This window comes from Tenacibaculum aiptasiae, from assembly GCF_008806755.1.
GTDB classification, from domain to species: domain Bacteria; phylum Bacteroidota; class Bacteroidia; order Flavobacteriales; family Flavobacteriaceae; genus Polaribacter; species Polaribacter aiptasiae.
This window is the reverse complement of the sequence record NZ_WAAU01000003.1, coordinates 348,089-363,232: the sequence shown is the minus strand read 5'-3', so window position 1 is coordinate 363,232 and position 15,144 is coordinate 348,089. Positions and strand designations below refer to the sequence as shown.

At 31.3% G+C, this 15,144-nt stretch carries 14 protein-coding genes; 1 reads left to right on the top strand and 13 read right to left on the bottom strand.

The genetic code is table 11. The features are described from left to right. The 9 genes from F7018_RS01750 to F7018_RS01710 are packed head-to-tail and all read right to left on the bottom strand — an operon-like array spanning position 1 to position 11,565. Positions 1-1,017, bottom strand: a complete 1,017-nt coding sequence (locus tag F7018_RS01750) for an alpha/beta hydrolase (RefSeq protein WP_150898253.1) — start codon at positions 1,015-1,017, stop codon at positions 1-3. A 1-nt stretch (position 1,018) separates the two neighbouring features. Beyond that, complete coding sequence (locus tag F7018_RS01745) at positions 1,019-2,119, bottom strand: heparan-alpha-glucosaminide N-acetyltransferase domain-containing protein (RefSeq protein WP_150898252.1); 1,101 nt, start codon at positions 2,117-2,119, stop codon at positions 1,019-1,021. 13 nt (positions 2,120-2,132) lie between these two features. Next, complete coding sequence (locus tag F7018_RS01740) at positions 2,133-2,714, bottom strand: nitroreductase family protein (RefSeq protein WP_150898251.1); 582 nt, start codon at positions 2,712-2,714, stop codon at positions 2,133-2,135. 1 nt (position 2,715) lies between these two features. Beyond that, complete coding sequence (locus tag F7018_RS01735) at positions 2,716-4,539, bottom strand: IucA/IucC family protein (RefSeq protein ID WP_150898250.1); 1,824 nt, start codon at positions 4,537-4,539, stop codon at positions 2,716-2,718. Continuing rightward, on the bottom strand, positions 4,529-5,119 hold the full coding sequence (locus F7018_RS18670; RefSeq protein WP_150898249.1) for a GNAT family N-acetyltransferase: 591 nt from the start codon (positions 5,117-5,119) through the stop codon (positions 4,529-4,531). The genes F7018_RS01735 and F7018_RS18670 overlap by 11 nt, the downstream gene beginning before the upstream one ends. 2 nt (positions 5,120-5,121) lie before the next feature. Continuing rightward, positions 5,122-7,542 carry a GNAT family N-acetyltransferase gene (locus F7018_RS01725; protein ID WP_150898248.1) on the bottom strand — a complete coding sequence of 807 codons (2,421 nt, stop codon included), beginning with the start codon at positions 7,540-7,542 and terminating at the stop codon, positions 5,122-5,124. 3 nt (positions 7,543-7,545) lie between these two features. Then, positions 7,546-8,721 carry an MFS transporter gene (locus F7018_RS01720; RefSeq protein ID WP_246175022.1) on the bottom strand — a complete coding sequence of 392 codons (1,176 nt, stop codon included), beginning with the start codon at positions 8,719-8,721 and terminating at the stop codon, positions 7,546-7,548. Positions 8,722-8,725: 4 nt separating this feature from the next. After that, positions 8,726-10,048 (bottom strand): lysine N(6)-hydroxylase/L-ornithine N(5)-oxygenase family protein, encoded by a 1,323-nt coding sequence (locus F7018_RS01715; protein WP_175578611.1) that lies wholly within the window; start codon positions 10,046-10,048, stop codon positions 8,726-8,728. After that, complete coding sequence (locus tag F7018_RS01710; protein ID WP_150898246.1) at positions 10,048-11,565, bottom strand: pyridoxal phosphate-dependent decarboxylase family protein; 1,518 nt, start codon at positions 11,563-11,565, stop codon at positions 10,048-10,050. Before F7018_RS01710 ends, F7018_RS01715 begins: the two co-directional genes overlap by 1 nt. 127 nt (positions 11,566-11,692) lie before the next feature. Between F7018_RS01710 and F7018_RS01705 the strand changes: the two genes are divergently transcribed. Continuing rightward, entirely contained in the window at positions 11,693-12,211 is a 519-nt protein-coding gene (locus tag F7018_RS01705) for a flavodoxin (RefSeq protein ID WP_150898245.1), read from the top strand. A 31-nt stretch (positions 12,212-12,242) separates the two neighbouring features. On the opposite strand, the gene F7018_RS01700 is transcribed toward F7018_RS01705, so the two are convergent. Genes F7018_RS01700 through F7018_RS01685 form a run of 4 tightly spaced genes read right to left on the bottom strand, consistent with a single transcriptional unit; the run spans position 12,243 to position 15,116 of the window. Further along, positions 12,243-12,575 (bottom strand): 2Fe-2S iron-sulfur cluster-binding family protein, encoded by a 333-nt coding sequence (locus tag F7018_RS01700; RefSeq protein ID WP_150898244.1) that lies wholly within the window; start codon positions 12,573-12,575, stop codon positions 12,243-12,245. A gap of 2 nt (positions 12,576-12,577) precedes the next feature. After that, a complete protein-coding gene (locus tag F7018_RS01695; protein ID WP_246175021.1) occupies positions 12,578-13,474 on the bottom strand; it encodes a sterol desaturase family protein in 897 nt (298 codons plus the stop codon). 4 nt (positions 13,475-13,478) lie between these two features. Beyond that, positions 13,479-14,057 carry a GrpB family protein gene (locus F7018_RS01690; protein ID WP_150898243.1) on the bottom strand — a complete coding sequence of 193 codons (579 nt, stop codon included), beginning with the start codon at positions 14,055-14,057 and terminating at the stop codon, positions 13,479-13,481. A gap of 3 nt (positions 14,058-14,060) precedes the next feature. After that, positions 14,061-15,116 (bottom strand): NAD(P)/FAD-dependent oxidoreductase, encoded by a 1,056-nt coding sequence (locus tag F7018_RS01685; protein WP_150898242.1) that lies wholly within the window; start codon positions 15,114-15,116, stop codon positions 14,061-14,063. Between the last annotated feature and the right edge of the window lie 28 nt (positions 15,117-15,144).

The window sequence follows — 15,144 nt, the reverse complement described above, 5'->3', positions numbered from 1 at the left end:
CTATAAATTATTATTTAAAAAAGTACATATTTGCATTACTGCTGCTTTCGAAGCTTCTGTTTCTCTCAAAGGGTTCAGTACAATAAAATCATGAATAGTTCCTCCATATCTTGTTGAAATTACTGGTACCTCAGCCATTCTTAATTTTTTTGCATATGCTTCTCCTTCATCCCTTAACACATCATACTCTGCTGTGATTAAAAGTGTTTTAGGTAAATTTTTAAGCTCTTCTAAACTTGCTCTTAAAGGTGCTACTGTTGGAAGTAAATGTGTTTCCTTTTTAGGTGCATACACTTTCCAAAACCATTTCATTGTATCTCTTGTTAAATAGTGTCCTTTAGAAAATTGTTCGTAAGACCCTGTGTTCAGATTCGTACCCGTTACTGGGTATAATAATATTTGACCTTTAAACTTAGGAACACCTTTTTCTTTTGCCATCATAGCAACAGCTGTTGCCATATTTCCTCCAGCACTATCTCCTCCTACTATAATTTTAGTAGGGTCTAAACCATATTTTTTTCCATATTTTGAAACAAATAATGTAGCTAAATAACCTTCTTCGTTGGCTACTGGATATTGCACTTCTGGAGCTCTTGAATAATCAACAAAAACAACTCCTACATTTGCTTTTAAAGCAATATCTCTCATTAATCTTTTGTGAGTTTCAAAACTATTGAATACCCATCCTCCTCCATGGAAATAAATTAAAGTAGGCAATAACTTCCTTCTTTTTTTAGGCTTTACAATAATCACTTTAACCGCTTTATTTCCTTCTTTAAAAATCTCCTTAGTAAAAGTTACTTTTGTATATGTTAATGTTGAATCTTGCTGCATATACTCCATAGCATTTCTACCAACATCCAATGGTAATTCTTGCAATGGTGGTCCATCATAGGAATGTACTGCTTCCAGAAATTTTTGAACTTTAGAATCTATACCATAACTTCCAGCTAGTTTTGTTTGAGCTATGGATGTAAATTGTAATAAAACAATTATAATAACTAATAACTTTCTCATACTATGCTGCTTGTTGTAGTACTTTTCTTTTTTTACTTCTTTTAGAAATTACATAATTGTTAAATAGATACAATAGTGTAAATGTTCCTACATTAATCCCTAGCATTATTAATAAAACAACTGGTTCATTGTATGCAGAGAAATCTAGAAATACTAACAACCAATAAATTAAAATCCATTGTATCATATAGAAAGTAGTTACATTTTTACTACAGTAAAAAAACAATCTGCTTATGTAATTATTTTCAGGCAATGCTTTTTCTATTAAATAATACACCCAAAAAAGCACTAAAATAATTCCCATTAATCCCATACTTCCTCCTGGACCTAAATGATAATAATCTCCAAAATGGTATTCGTAATTATAATCGCAAAGTAATTTCCCAATCACTAGAAAAATTAAACCTAAATAGAGCATAGGTCTAAATAAAGATTTATCTGCATTTTCAGGATTTTCTTGATAACGTAATCCTAAGTATAATCCCATTAAAATAAAGGAAAGCCAAGGAAATAATGGAAAGTACACATCGAAGTTATTACCCCAAACTAAATTCAAAATATAATCTACACCAGGAATACCTAATTGTATACCACTCACAATTTTGGAAAGCCACATTATAACTAATGCTATAAAAATTAGTACTCCCTTATTTTTTATTAAAAACTTAAAAGATAGCCCTATTAAGAACAATGATATTCCTACTAACTGAAACATATCTCCTTTTAAGAAATAGTTTAATAAACTACTAAGGTTACTTAATTCGAGTCCACTAGCTTTTACAAAACTCTCTGGGAATCCTCCAAAAAATAAAACTGGTATGATAAATCTTAAAAAATTTAAAATATATCCTAAAGCAATAATCATTAATGCTTTTTTTAAGATTCCATTTTTGTTTGCATTTCTTGAGAATGCAAATGATATTCCCATTACAATAAGAAATACAGGAGATCCTCTTTCTAATAACTGCCCTATATTTCCTGTAACTGTATTTTCCCAAGTTTCCATACTTGAAAAAATCATTAAAACGTGTACAGGAATCATCATAAGAACACTAAAACCTCTTACAAAGTCTACTGCTCTTACTCTATTTTTTGTTTTCATTTTTTATTTTTTACTATTTTTTATTCCAACTTAATTTCTTCGATAATGATTTTCTTTTTCTTCTAGGCTCTGGAATATTTTCTTTTTTGTATCCCATAAAAAAGATTCCTAAAAACTGCTCGTCCTTTTCTAGATTTACATATTCTTTTCCATACTCTAAAGTTGCTGGAGAAGAATCCCAATAACTACCCAAACCTAAAGAAGTACAACTCAGCCACATGTTTTGTACAGCACAAGAAACAGCAGCTAATTCTTCCCATTCAGATAGTTTTGCTTTTTTATTTGGTGTAAACACAATTCCTATTAAAGTTGCATTTTTAGCATAGGTTTTAGTAGCTTCATAACGCTCGTTAGAAAATTGTTTTTCGGTATATAATTCTCTATAATAAGATGCCATAAACTCACTTAAATCCAATTGATGCTTACCTTCTAAAACTACAAAACGCCATGGCTGTGTTACTAAATGAGTTGGTGCCCATAATGCGTTTGTAACTATAGCTTCTATCGTTTCTTTTTCAATTTTTTTGTTTGCATAATCATACGCGTAAGTACTTTTACGCGTATGTATAACTTTTGTAAGCTCTTCGAAATTCATCTTAAAAAGTTTCTGCTACTTTATTTATTCCAGCTACTTCTTTTTTAAATTGAGCAAGTGGATTTATTAAAGTTCCTTCTAATTTTAAGCTTTCTATTGGATCGGCCAAGGTTAACATTTGCTTTGTATTCCCTAACTGTAATCTATTTAAGCAACAACGATCAAACTCATTTACGAATAAATCATATCGTTCGTATTTTTCTGAAAACTCAGGATGTTCTTCTTGATATTCATAGACACATTCTGCTACTAATTGCCAAAAATTATATTCAGAAAAATTCGCATGAGTATCTAATTGTTGTCCCATAAAACGGAAAATACAATCAAAAACATCTGTGAAAATTGATAATATTTTCATTTTATCAGAAGTCTTCGTAAACAGCCTATCTGCATGTTCAGGTAAATGCATTGTTTCGTTGAAAACAATTACTTCTTCCGTAATATCTTTCATTAATACATGTACTGGAGTATTTTCTTCTAATACCATTATTAGATTTTCTCCATGTGGCATAAACACAAACTCGTATTTATAAAAACAATGTAACAATGGCGCTAAATATGCTTTTAAATATCGCTGTATCCAAGTAGTTGCTCCATATGGAGAGGCCTCTATCAACGAACCTAATAACGAATTCCCTTGGTAATCTACATGCAGCAAAGCTGCCATTGTAAATACTCGCTGATTAGAGGCTATCTTTATAAACGGACTTTCTCTCCATAATGCAGACAACATTTTATTATGTGGATTTGTTTTCCCTAATACTTCATAATAATGATTATGGTATCCCACAGTAGCAACTTCTCCTAACATTGTAAATCCATTCTCATTCAAGTAGGTGTCTTCTGCTAGTAAATTTGTTATCCATGTAGTAATATGCGGAGTACTTTGCATATAATATGGCGATAAACCTCTCATGAATCCCATATTCAAAATAGACAAAGCTGTTTTTGTATATAACTTTTCTGGATGTGAAGCATTAAACAATGTTCTAATAGATTGTTGCGCCGAAAACTTATCGTCACTTTCTCCAACTAAAACAATATTTTTCTGTGCAATGTCTGCTCCAAAAACTGCCACTATTTTATTTTTCCATTGCCATGGATGCACTGGCATAAAAACATAATCTTCAGGCGCTAAATTATTTTGATATAACACCTCATTAAAACCAGTAATTTTATCTTTTCCTAGTTCATTTAACAACAACTGTTCATATTCATATCCTTCAACTGCTGTATAAGTTGCGTATTTTTTATGTCCTGCTATCCATAAAATTTGGAAAGGTTGATTACCTTCTGGTGCATATGCATGATAGTCGTCAATATTGAAACCTATTCGACCATTATTAGCTACAAAACAAGGATGTCCTTCGGTCATACCATGCTCTATTTCTTGGAAACTTTTCTCTGCTAATTCTTTTGCTGAAAATTTTTCATTTAGATATTTATAAGCAGCTCCTGAAAGTGTACTTGTAATCTCTTCTAAATAGGTTGCTAAAAACTCATCAGGAATTCCTAATGTAGTTTTAAACTCAACAATGAAATGTAATGCATCTAAATACAATACATCTTTTGAATCTTCTTTTATTCTTTTAATACTATCAGCATCTACCAACCAATGGTCTAATAAAAATTTTTTTGCTTTAAATTGATAGTTAAACTCTTTAGCATCTGATTGTATTTTATATAAATTCCATCCATCTTGCTCTTCAAGAAACTCCGGAACTAAAATAAGCTCATGAGAAAATTCACTTATCGCTTTTTTTATTAATTGACGATTTACAAATTCCCATACCTGAGGTTGTAAATGTGCTATATTATTTTTCATTCTTCTCTAATTGGTTTAAAGCTTCTTTGTACATTTCTTCAGTACAAAAAGCCAAAGCTGCTTTCTTATAAGACAAGTCTATTTCCTTTTGATAAACAAAACCTGCTTTCTTATTTAACTTGTGAATTTTTTCATTGTTTACATCGGGTTCTACAACAACTCTTGCTACTTGTGGTAAACTGAAAAAATAATCGATAATGGTTGAAAACACATGCCAAGTAAATTGAGGTATTCTTTTTTCTATTGGAGCAACTAATATGTGCATCCCATAATCACTCTCTTTCGATTCGTAGTGTTTCGCTATGATATCTGTTGAAGCTTTATAACGTTCCATTAAAAACACAGGAATATTATTTAACATTCCTATGTAAGTATGATGATTTGGATTTTCTTCTATCTCCTGATACTCGGCACGTACTTCTTCTAAAGATTTATCTAACATTCCCCAATATTTAGCATAGGATTGTGTAACCCAAGTATGCAACATTGGTGAATCTGTATCTACATGAAATGGGCGAATACTTATAACTCCCAATCCAGCAATTTCTTTGCTAAATACTTCTTGATTCGTTTGTACCATGATTAAACTTCTTGCGTTTTAAATACTGCTAATGGGTTTTGCAGTTTCCCAGCAAATTGTAATAAGGCTACTGGGTCATCTAAATCAATCATTTGTTTATGATTATTTAACTGTAACCTATTTAAACATGATAATTTGAAATCTTCCGCAAACAAATCGTATTGTTCAAACTTTGCTGCTAGTTGTGGGAATTTTGCTTGATATTCTTGAATGTTTTCTGCCACTAATTCCCAAAAACGATTTTCACTATAGTCTGCGTGCTCTTCTAAAATAGGTGCTAAGAAACGGAAGAACCCATCAAACATATCAGTAAAAATTGATAGTAATTTTACGTCTTCCGGCACTGGAGCATACATTCTTTTTAAATGCTCTGGCAATTCAACTTCTGGATTTAAAATACAAGCTTCTTCTGTAATATCTTTTAATAATGCATACACAGGAATATTATCTTCTAACACCATAATTAAGTTTTCTCCATGTGGCATAAACACTAAATCGTAGTAATAGAAACAATGTAACATTGGACTTAAATATGCCTGTAAATATTTACGTAACCAATTATCAATTGAAATTCCTGAATCTTTGATAATTTCTGGTAATAATGCATTTCCATGATGATCAATATGAAGTAAAGCTGCCATAGTTAAAGGCTTCTGATTTTCTTTAACTACTGAATAAGGACTTTCTCTCCATAAAGAAGCTAACATTTTGTTATAATCATTATGAGGTCCGAACTCATCAAAATAAGGATTCACATAACTTACTGAACCTATTTCGCTAAGCATTCTAAATCCATTTTCTTGGATATAGCTATCGTTGTATAATAAATCTTCTAACCAAACTGCCATTTTAGGTGCTGTGCCTAAGTAATACAAAGGCAACCCTCTCATGAATCCCATATTTAAAATAGACAACGCCGATTTTGTATAGAATTTTTGCGGATTAGTAACATTGAATAATGTTCTAATAGATTGCTGTGCTAAATATTGATCTGGTCCATATCCTAAGCAAATTAAATCTCCTTTTGCTACCTCTGGAGAAAAGATATTTGCTAGCTTGTTAAACCATTGCCATGGATGAATTGGTAAGAATAAATAATCTTCTGCTTTGTATCCTTTTTCTTCTATGGTTTTATTGAATTGTGCAATGGTCTCTGCATCTAATTCTTGTTGTATTAATGTCTCATATGGAAGCGACTCTATAGCAGAGAAAACTGCTTTCGATTTATGTCCTGCTAACCATAATAAAGAAAATGAATTTCCTGCCTCTGGTGCATAAGAACGGTAATCGCTACTATCAAAACCTATTCTTCCATTATTAGCAACAAATCCTGGATGTCCTTCAGTCATAGATTGCTCTATAGTTTGAAAATCGGCTGTAGCTAATTCTTGGGCTGTTGGGTTTCCTTTCGTTATTTTAAAGGCACTTCCGTATAATGTACTAATAATTTCTTCTAAGTATACTGGCATTTTCTCATCTGCAATACCTAATATTTTTCTAAACTCTTTTATAAAATAAATAGCATCTACTTCAGTAATAGCATCTTTTACATACTTTTTAATTGACTTCTCGTCTATCATAAAATGATTTAATGCCATTGGCTTTGCATTAAACTCGTATCGTATATCTAAAGAATCTGTATAAACTTTGTAGTGTTTATATCCATTACTTAATTCTTCTATTATTTCGGGTTTTATTAGTAGTTCGTGTGAAAACTCACACAATGCTTTTTTTACTAATAATAAGTTCGCTTGTTTCCAAACGTTAGGTTGTATATGTTGAGTTGATTGTTGTGGCGATACCACATTATCTAAGGTGTTCATGGCACTTCTTTTTGATGGTGAAAAAGATTGAATTTGGTTTTTATAGTTGATTTTGGTTAAAAATGCTAGCTGAGCTGTTTTGTTAGGTAACTCAATTACATTAGCCAATTGAAATCCTATTCTTTGGCATAGTGCAAACATTTTTTTGTTTCGAATATCTGGCTCAACAACTATTCTATTAATTGTTGAATTTGTAAAAACAAAATCCATAATTGATCGAAACATAAACCAAGTAAAATTTGGAGTTTTTGGCTCTTTTGGCGGAGCAACAATAATGTGTACTCCACAATCTGATTCTTTGGTTTTATAAAAATTATTGATAATGTCTAATTGAGGATTGTAACGCTCTAAGACAAATGCAGGTTCGTTATTAAACATTCCAACAAAAACATCATAATGTTCAGGAGCAGTTAATTCTGTATACTCTTTTTCTACATCTTCTAATGTAGCATTTGGCATTCCCCAAAAAACAGCATACTCTTTAGTTACCCATTTTTGTAAAAAGACACTATCTTCTTTTACTTGAAAAGGACGAATAGTAATCGTTCCAAAATCGTTATATTCTTTTGAAAAAACTGTGGTGGTTTGTGTTGTTGACATTTCTTAAGCTTTTGCTAGTTGTTTATGAACTTTTCTTACCGACTTAAACACAAAAAAGTATAATACTAAGGTTAGTAAAAACCCTGCTAAAGCAATTGCAAAAGGCATCTGTAAACCAAACTCATCTACTATAATCCCTACATTTAAAGAAGCCAATAAAACTCCTAAATTTTGAAAGAAATGTATTTTACTATAGTCTACAGAATATGATTCTGGAGTACTTAATTCAAATAATAAAATATCGAATTTTACTACCCCTTGAAAAATTGCCCATCCGTAAACAATTCTTCCTAAAATCACAATTCCGTCATAAGGGATTCCTTGTAATAAAAGACCTATTAACCCTATAAACAACGCATTTATAATTCCTTGATGTCCTTCTGATTTTCTTCTGTTATTAATCCATAAGGCTACTAAAGCAACAAAACCAGGTATTGCATAAATAGTTCCTGAAACTAACTTGCTTTTGTAAGCTGAAAAACTTTCCCAATACGATGAAAAGAAAGGTCTAATTAAAAAATCACTGAAATATAAAATCAATGTAATTAGTCCTAATTTTAAAATAAAGCCTTTAGGAATAAGCTTCTTTTCTGTATTCTCTGGCTCTTCTGAAATGATTAAATCTGTAGCGTACTTTTTACTTTTTAGTAAATAAGCACTCATTGCCATTTGAATAAAATCACCTCCGGCCATAATTAAAAAGATACTACTTGGTGCTATATAGTCTACGGTTATTCCTCCTAGTACTGCTCCTAATATTCCTCCTAAGTGCACAACTACCGAAAGTAACCCAATAGTACTTGGATGTTCTTCTTTGGTTATAATTTTAAGAATATAAGGGTACACCAATAAATAACTTCCTTTAAACAATACCATAATTAATGATACTATCCAGAAATTTAAATATGATGTTGTATAATAGCAATACAAGGCTAAGACACCTGCCATTGCTTGGGTATATACTAAAATGTTAAGTTCAGAAACCTTTTTAGAAACATATGCCCAGAATGGAAATGCTATCATAACCATAAAACAAATAGCAGCGAAATAATACCCTACGTTTTTGGGATTGGTCATACCAAATCGAAGCTCAAAAAACTGCGGATAAAATGGATGCAGTAGATAATCACTTACTACTGCAACCAATGTCATTACTATTAAAAATGTTTTTAGCTTCATATTTCTATGCTAAAACATTTAATTGAATTTCTTCTTCCTTAGTAACATCAAATTGTTGAAAGGCTATTTTTTGTTCAATAGGGTAGTGCTCAACTCCTGTCATTTCTTTAATAATATAAGAGTTTCTATAAGCTACCATTCCTAAATCTGGAGTTACAAATCCATGTGTATGTAATTCTGCATTTTGCACAAAAATTTCACTACTATTTTTATCAATACTATAGTTTCTATTTACGTCAAAACGACTTTGTTCGTCCCATTGAATTCTATCTGAAATTTCACTTAAGAATTCTGGTAAATAATAGCTATATCCTGTTGCTAAAACCAAACCTTCTGTTTCGTGTTTGAAGTATTTATCTTGCTCAACTTGATGTAATTCTAAGCTAATAGAATTGTCATTTAATTCAGTTTCCTTTAGTTCAGTATTTGTTCTTAAAGAAACTTTTAACGGTTCCTTAGCTACAACTCTCTTAGCATATAATGTATCGTGAATAGCTCCTATTAAATCTTGGTTTACACCTTTGTATAAATGCTTTTGATTCTTAATTAGATGTTCTCTCTTCTGAGGAGGTAAGTTATAGAAGTAATCTACATACTCAGGAGATGTCATTTCTAATGTTAACTTAGAATATTCTAGTGGGAAGAAACGTGGAGAACGTGTTATCCAATTTAATTCATACCCTCTAGTATCTACTTCTTGTAGTAAATCATAAAATATTTCGGCAGCACTTTGTCCACTTCCTAAAATGGTAATCTTCTCTTTTTCTTGTAAACTCTCTTTGTACTCTAAATACTTAGATGAGTGCAATGCTTTTCCTTTTAATTTTTTACTACACTCAGGTATATATGGTTGAGTTCCTGTGCCAAGAACTAACTTTTTAGCTTTATATATTTTAATCTCATCTGTTTTAGTACAAATGCTTGTTACAATATAAATTCCTTGAATTTCATCGTAATTAATATCTGTAACATTAGTATTAAAATAAACATTAGATAATTTACTAATTGCCCATTGACAGTATTGATTGTACTCATTTCGTAATAACAAAAAGTTTTCACGTATATAAAATGAGTAAATTCTTCCCTGCTCTTTTATGTAATTTAAAAAACTAAACGGATTTGTTGGGTCGGCAAGTGTAACTAAATCTGCCATAAATGGAACCTGTAATGTTGTATCTTCTAATAACATTCCTGGATGCCAATCGAACTTATCTTTTCTATCTAAAAAAATACCATTTAACCCTTCTATTGGTTCTGTTAAACATGCCAAACCTAAATTAAAAGGTCCTACTCCTATTGCTATAAAATCTGCTACTGTACTTTGCATTATAATAATTCTGTTTTTGGTTGAAACTTCTTTCCTGTGTCTTCTATCATTTCAATAATATTTAGAAGATTGTTTAGCGTATTCTTTGGGTTTAGCAATGTGAATTTTAAATAAATACTACCATTCAATTTTGTACTCGCTATAGAAGCTTTACCTGATGCGTACAACGTATTTTTGATATGTAAGTTTACCATATCATGTGTTGGCTCATGTGCAGCTTCTGAGTTTTTATATCTAAAAACAAGCGTACTTAACTCTGGTACATGTGCTAATTCGAAGTTTGGATTAGCATTCATTTTTTCATGTACACGCTTTGTTAAGTTATGTACTTCTTCTAAATAAGATGCAATTGTTTTAGTTCCTAAAGTTTTAAGGGTTAACCAAACTTTTAAAGCATCAAATCGGCGGGTGGTTTGTATTGATTTCTCTATTAAATTTGGACGTTCTTGATCCTTGTTTTCAAGTGGGTTTAAATAATCGGCGTAATACGAAATATACTGAAAGTGCTTTTTATTATTGGCTAAAAACGCACTACAACTAACAGGTTGGAATAATGTTTTGTGGAAATCTATGGTTATAGAATCTGCTATTTCTGATCCTTGAAAATGATGTTTATGCGTGTCTGTAAGTACATAACATCCTCCATAAGCCCCATCAATATGTAACCACATATTGTGTTCTTTGGCAACCTTTCCTATGGTTTGCAATGGATCAAAGCTACCATAATCTGTAGTTCCTAAAGTGGCAACTACTGCTACTGGAATATTTCCTTCCTGCTTAACTTTTTCAATTGCTAGCACTAATTCATTGGCATCCATTCTCATTTTAGAATCAGCCTTAACAGGAATAACGGCATCATAACCCATTCCTAACAAAGCTGCATTTTTCTGAATACTAAAGTGTGCTTTTTCTGAACAGAAGAAACGAAATTTACTTATTTCATCCGACCAACCATTTTGCTTGATATTAATACCATAATTCTCAAAAGCATAATGATCTCTAGCCATTAATAAAGCCATAAAGTTCGATTGAGTTCCTCCACTTGTAAATACACCATCTGAATTTTCAGAAAAATTAAACTCGTTACAAATCCAACGAATAACTTCTTGTTCTATAAAAGTTGCTGATGTACTTTGATCCCATGTTTCTACAGCAGTATTAATAGTGGTGGCTATCATTTCTGCTACTATTGACGGTAATGTTATAGGACAATTTAAATGTGCTACATAATTTGGATTATGGAATGCAATTGCTTTTTGTATGTACAACTCATTCAGCTCTTCTAAAACAGTATCTAATGATTGAATATCTTCAATATTATCTAACTTTGCATTAAGTTTGTCGTTTTGAATTTCTGCTAACTCATCTCCTTTGTAGAATTTTCTGTTTGATAAAAACTTTTGAATGTAGTTTAGCGTTTTTAGTGTATACTCTTCGTATAATTTCACTGACTCATCATTAAATAGGTGATTATTTAATGACAATTCTTTTAGTGAAGGGCTTTCTTTAAGAATCATTATTTTTATTTAGTCTTAATAGTTTTTATATTGCAAAAATATATCTCGCTTCATAAAAAAAATGACGCGATTAGAAATTAAAAAGACGCAAAACAAAAAAGGATTACAATTTTTAAAACCGCTAAAAATGAATAAAAATATTGGCTTAATTTATGGCTCTGATACTGGAATGACAGAAGAAATAACGCATACCATTGTAGATGAGTGGAATGAAAGTGAAATTGAAGTAATTGAAGTATCTCAAGTATCAAAATCTGATTTTGAAAGAATGGATATTCTGTTTTTAGGGTTATCTACTTGGTATGATGGTGATTTACAAAGCGATTGGGAATCATACTTTGATGAATTTAAAACCATTGATTTTACAAACAAAACAATAGCTTTATTTGGTTTAGGTGATCAATATGGCTACGGTGAATACTTTATTGATGGTGTAGGAATGCTAGCAGAAGTAGTTTTAGAAAATGGTGGAAAAATTATAGGACAATGGCCTACGGATGGTTATGATTACACTGAATCTAAAGCAAAAATAGAAGGTGAGGAGTTGTTTTATGGTTTAGCTTTGGATGAAGACAATCAACCAGAATTAACACAAGAAAGACTATCTACTTGGTTATCGATATTGAAAGAAAAATTAATAGCTTAAGTTTGATTAAACTTAAGCTATTTAAATATTTTTAACTCTCTGGTGCTAGTTCTACTTCTAGCCCTTCTAATTCAGGTGTCATTTGTATTTGACAACCTAAACGGCTATTATCTTCTACATAAAAAGCTTCTGCAAGCATTGCGTCTTCATCATCTCCCATTTCTGGCAATTCATGATCCGATTTGATATAACATTGACATGAAGCACACATTGCCATACCACCACAAATTCCAATAGTTCCTTCTGGAGCTAACTCATAAGAACGAACTACTTCCATTAAATTCATTGCCATGTCTGTTGGTGCTTGTATTTCATGTGTCACACCTTCACGATCTGTAATTTTTATAGTAATATCTTGCTCCATAATTATAAATTCATTTTTTTTCTTAGAGTTTTCGCCCTTTTATCTTCTCCATCATGACTCCAACCTGGTGAGTTGAAAATATAGTTTAATTTATCACTCCATGAATCTGCACGCTTTACATCTTTCCATATAGCGGCATACTCATGAGTTGCTACTTTAACCGGATTGTATGTTTCTATGTTTACTGTTAACCCATATACAGGTTTATCTACTTCTTTTAATTCTTCAGAAAATGTTCCAAACATACGATCCCAAATAATTAAAATTCCTGCGTGATTACAATCTAAATAGCGAATATTAGAAGCATGGTGTACTCTGTGATGAGAAGGTGTATTAAAAATAAACTCTATTGGCTTTGGCAACTTATCAACTAGTTCTGTATGTACAAAGAATTGATAAATTAAACTAATCCCCATCATGGTGAACATCATTAATGGATCAAAACCTAATAAAGGTATCCACATCCAAAAGAAAAATTTGTGAATACGCTCTCCAACTCCTTGACGTAAAGCTGTCCCTAAATTCATGTGTACTGATGAATGATGTGGTACATGACCTGCCCAGAATAATCGTACTTCATGGTTCAATCTATGAAACCAATAGTAAGCTAAATCATCTGCAAACAATAACACAATCCATGCCCACCATTGACGTCCTACAACATCTTTTAATGGACTTATTTCATATAAGTAAAAGAAAGCTACAAAGGCTAAAATTTTAGGAATAAACTCAACAATAGCGGAAAACACCATCATCAATAAAGAAACACCTGTATCTTTACCATAATATTTTTCTTTTGCAAACTGATATTCGACCAGCATGGAAATAAAAAAAATGGGTAAAGCAAAGTATAATAATTTATCTTCTGAAAGTTGTTGTATGTAATCTGTTAATGTCAATTCTCTATTCTTTTTTGTAATATAATTTAAGAGTTTCTTTTACAAAATTAGTTTTTCCTAATACATAAGCACCTCTATCGTTTTTATGTTTAGATGCTAATTCTACTTTCAGTCTCTCGTATTCTTTTGCTCTTTTGGGGTTATCAATTAAATAGTCTCTAAACTTTAATTGTTGAGTCATTTCATTGTCCTTAGGACACATATGAATATGGTAAATTTGTTCTTTTTTACCTTCTAAATTATACCCTTTACCAAAAGACATATACGCTTGTATATTTTCTCTTTCTGGCACTTCAAAATAAGTATAACCTAAATTTTCGAAGCTTTTAATTACTTCTTTATTGAATAAAAGCTCTTTTGGAATTTCAATAAATAAATCAATATAAGCCTTTGACTTTATATTTGGTATTGAAGTACTACCAAAATGCTCTATTCTGTTAAAATATGAATTATCGACATTCTTAATAATATTGGCTTTTTCTCTTTCAAAAATGTGCTTCCAATTTTTATTATGATTTGACAATTGAATAGGAAAAAGTGTATTCCAATCTTCTCTTGTCAAATCATATAATGTCTTAGTCATTTTTTAGTTAATCGCTTTTACAACAGCTTTAGGTGCTTCTTTTTTAGTTCCATCAAAACCTGTTACCCCTCCAACTGTAGTATATTTCATTACATACTTTTTGTCTGGATAAATACGTTGAAAAGCACTCTGACACATTAAAGTTGCTTCGTGAAAACCACATAAAATTAACTTTAATTTTCCTGGATATGTATTCACATCACCAATAGCATAAATTCCAGGAATATTTGTTTGATAGTCTAATGCATTATTTACTTTAATTGCATTTTTCTCAATCTCTAATCCCCAATTAGCTATAGGTCCTAATTTAGGAGCCAATCCGAATAATGGAATGAAATGATCACATGCTAAAGTAAATGGTTCTTTATCTTTTTGCTCTACCATAACACCTTCTACTTTGCCTTCTCCAACAATTCCTTTAACCTCAGCTGGTGTTATTAGATTAATCTTTCCTTCGTTCTTTAATTCCTGAACTTTATCTACTGAATCTAAAGCTCCTCTAAATTCATTTCTTCTATGGATTAATGTAACTGAAGAAGCTACATCTGCTAAGAAAATAGACCAGTCTAATGCAGAATCTCCACCACCCGCAATAACTACATCTTTATCGCGATATAATTCTGGTTCACGGATCATATATTCTACTCCATTATCTTCAAAATCAGCAATATTAGGAATAGGTGGTTTACGAGGTTCAAAACTTCCTAATCCTCCTGCAATAGCTACCACAGGTGCTTGGTGTTTTGTTCCTTTATTTGTAGTAACAATAAAAGACCCATCGTCTTGTTTTTCGATGGTATCTGCACGCTCTCCTAAAGTAAAACCTGGTTCAAATTGCTTTATTTGTTCCATCAATTTATCGGTTAAATCACCTGCTAAAATTTCTGGATAAGCTGGAATATCGAATATTGGTTTTTTAGGATATATTTCAGAACATTGCCCTCCTGGTTGTGGCAATGCATCAATTAAGTGACATTTTAACTTTAATAATCCTGCTTCAAAAACGGTGAACAATCCAGTGGGACCAGCACCGATAATTAGTATATCTGTCTTAATCATTTTCAAATAATAAAATCGAGTAAATTTA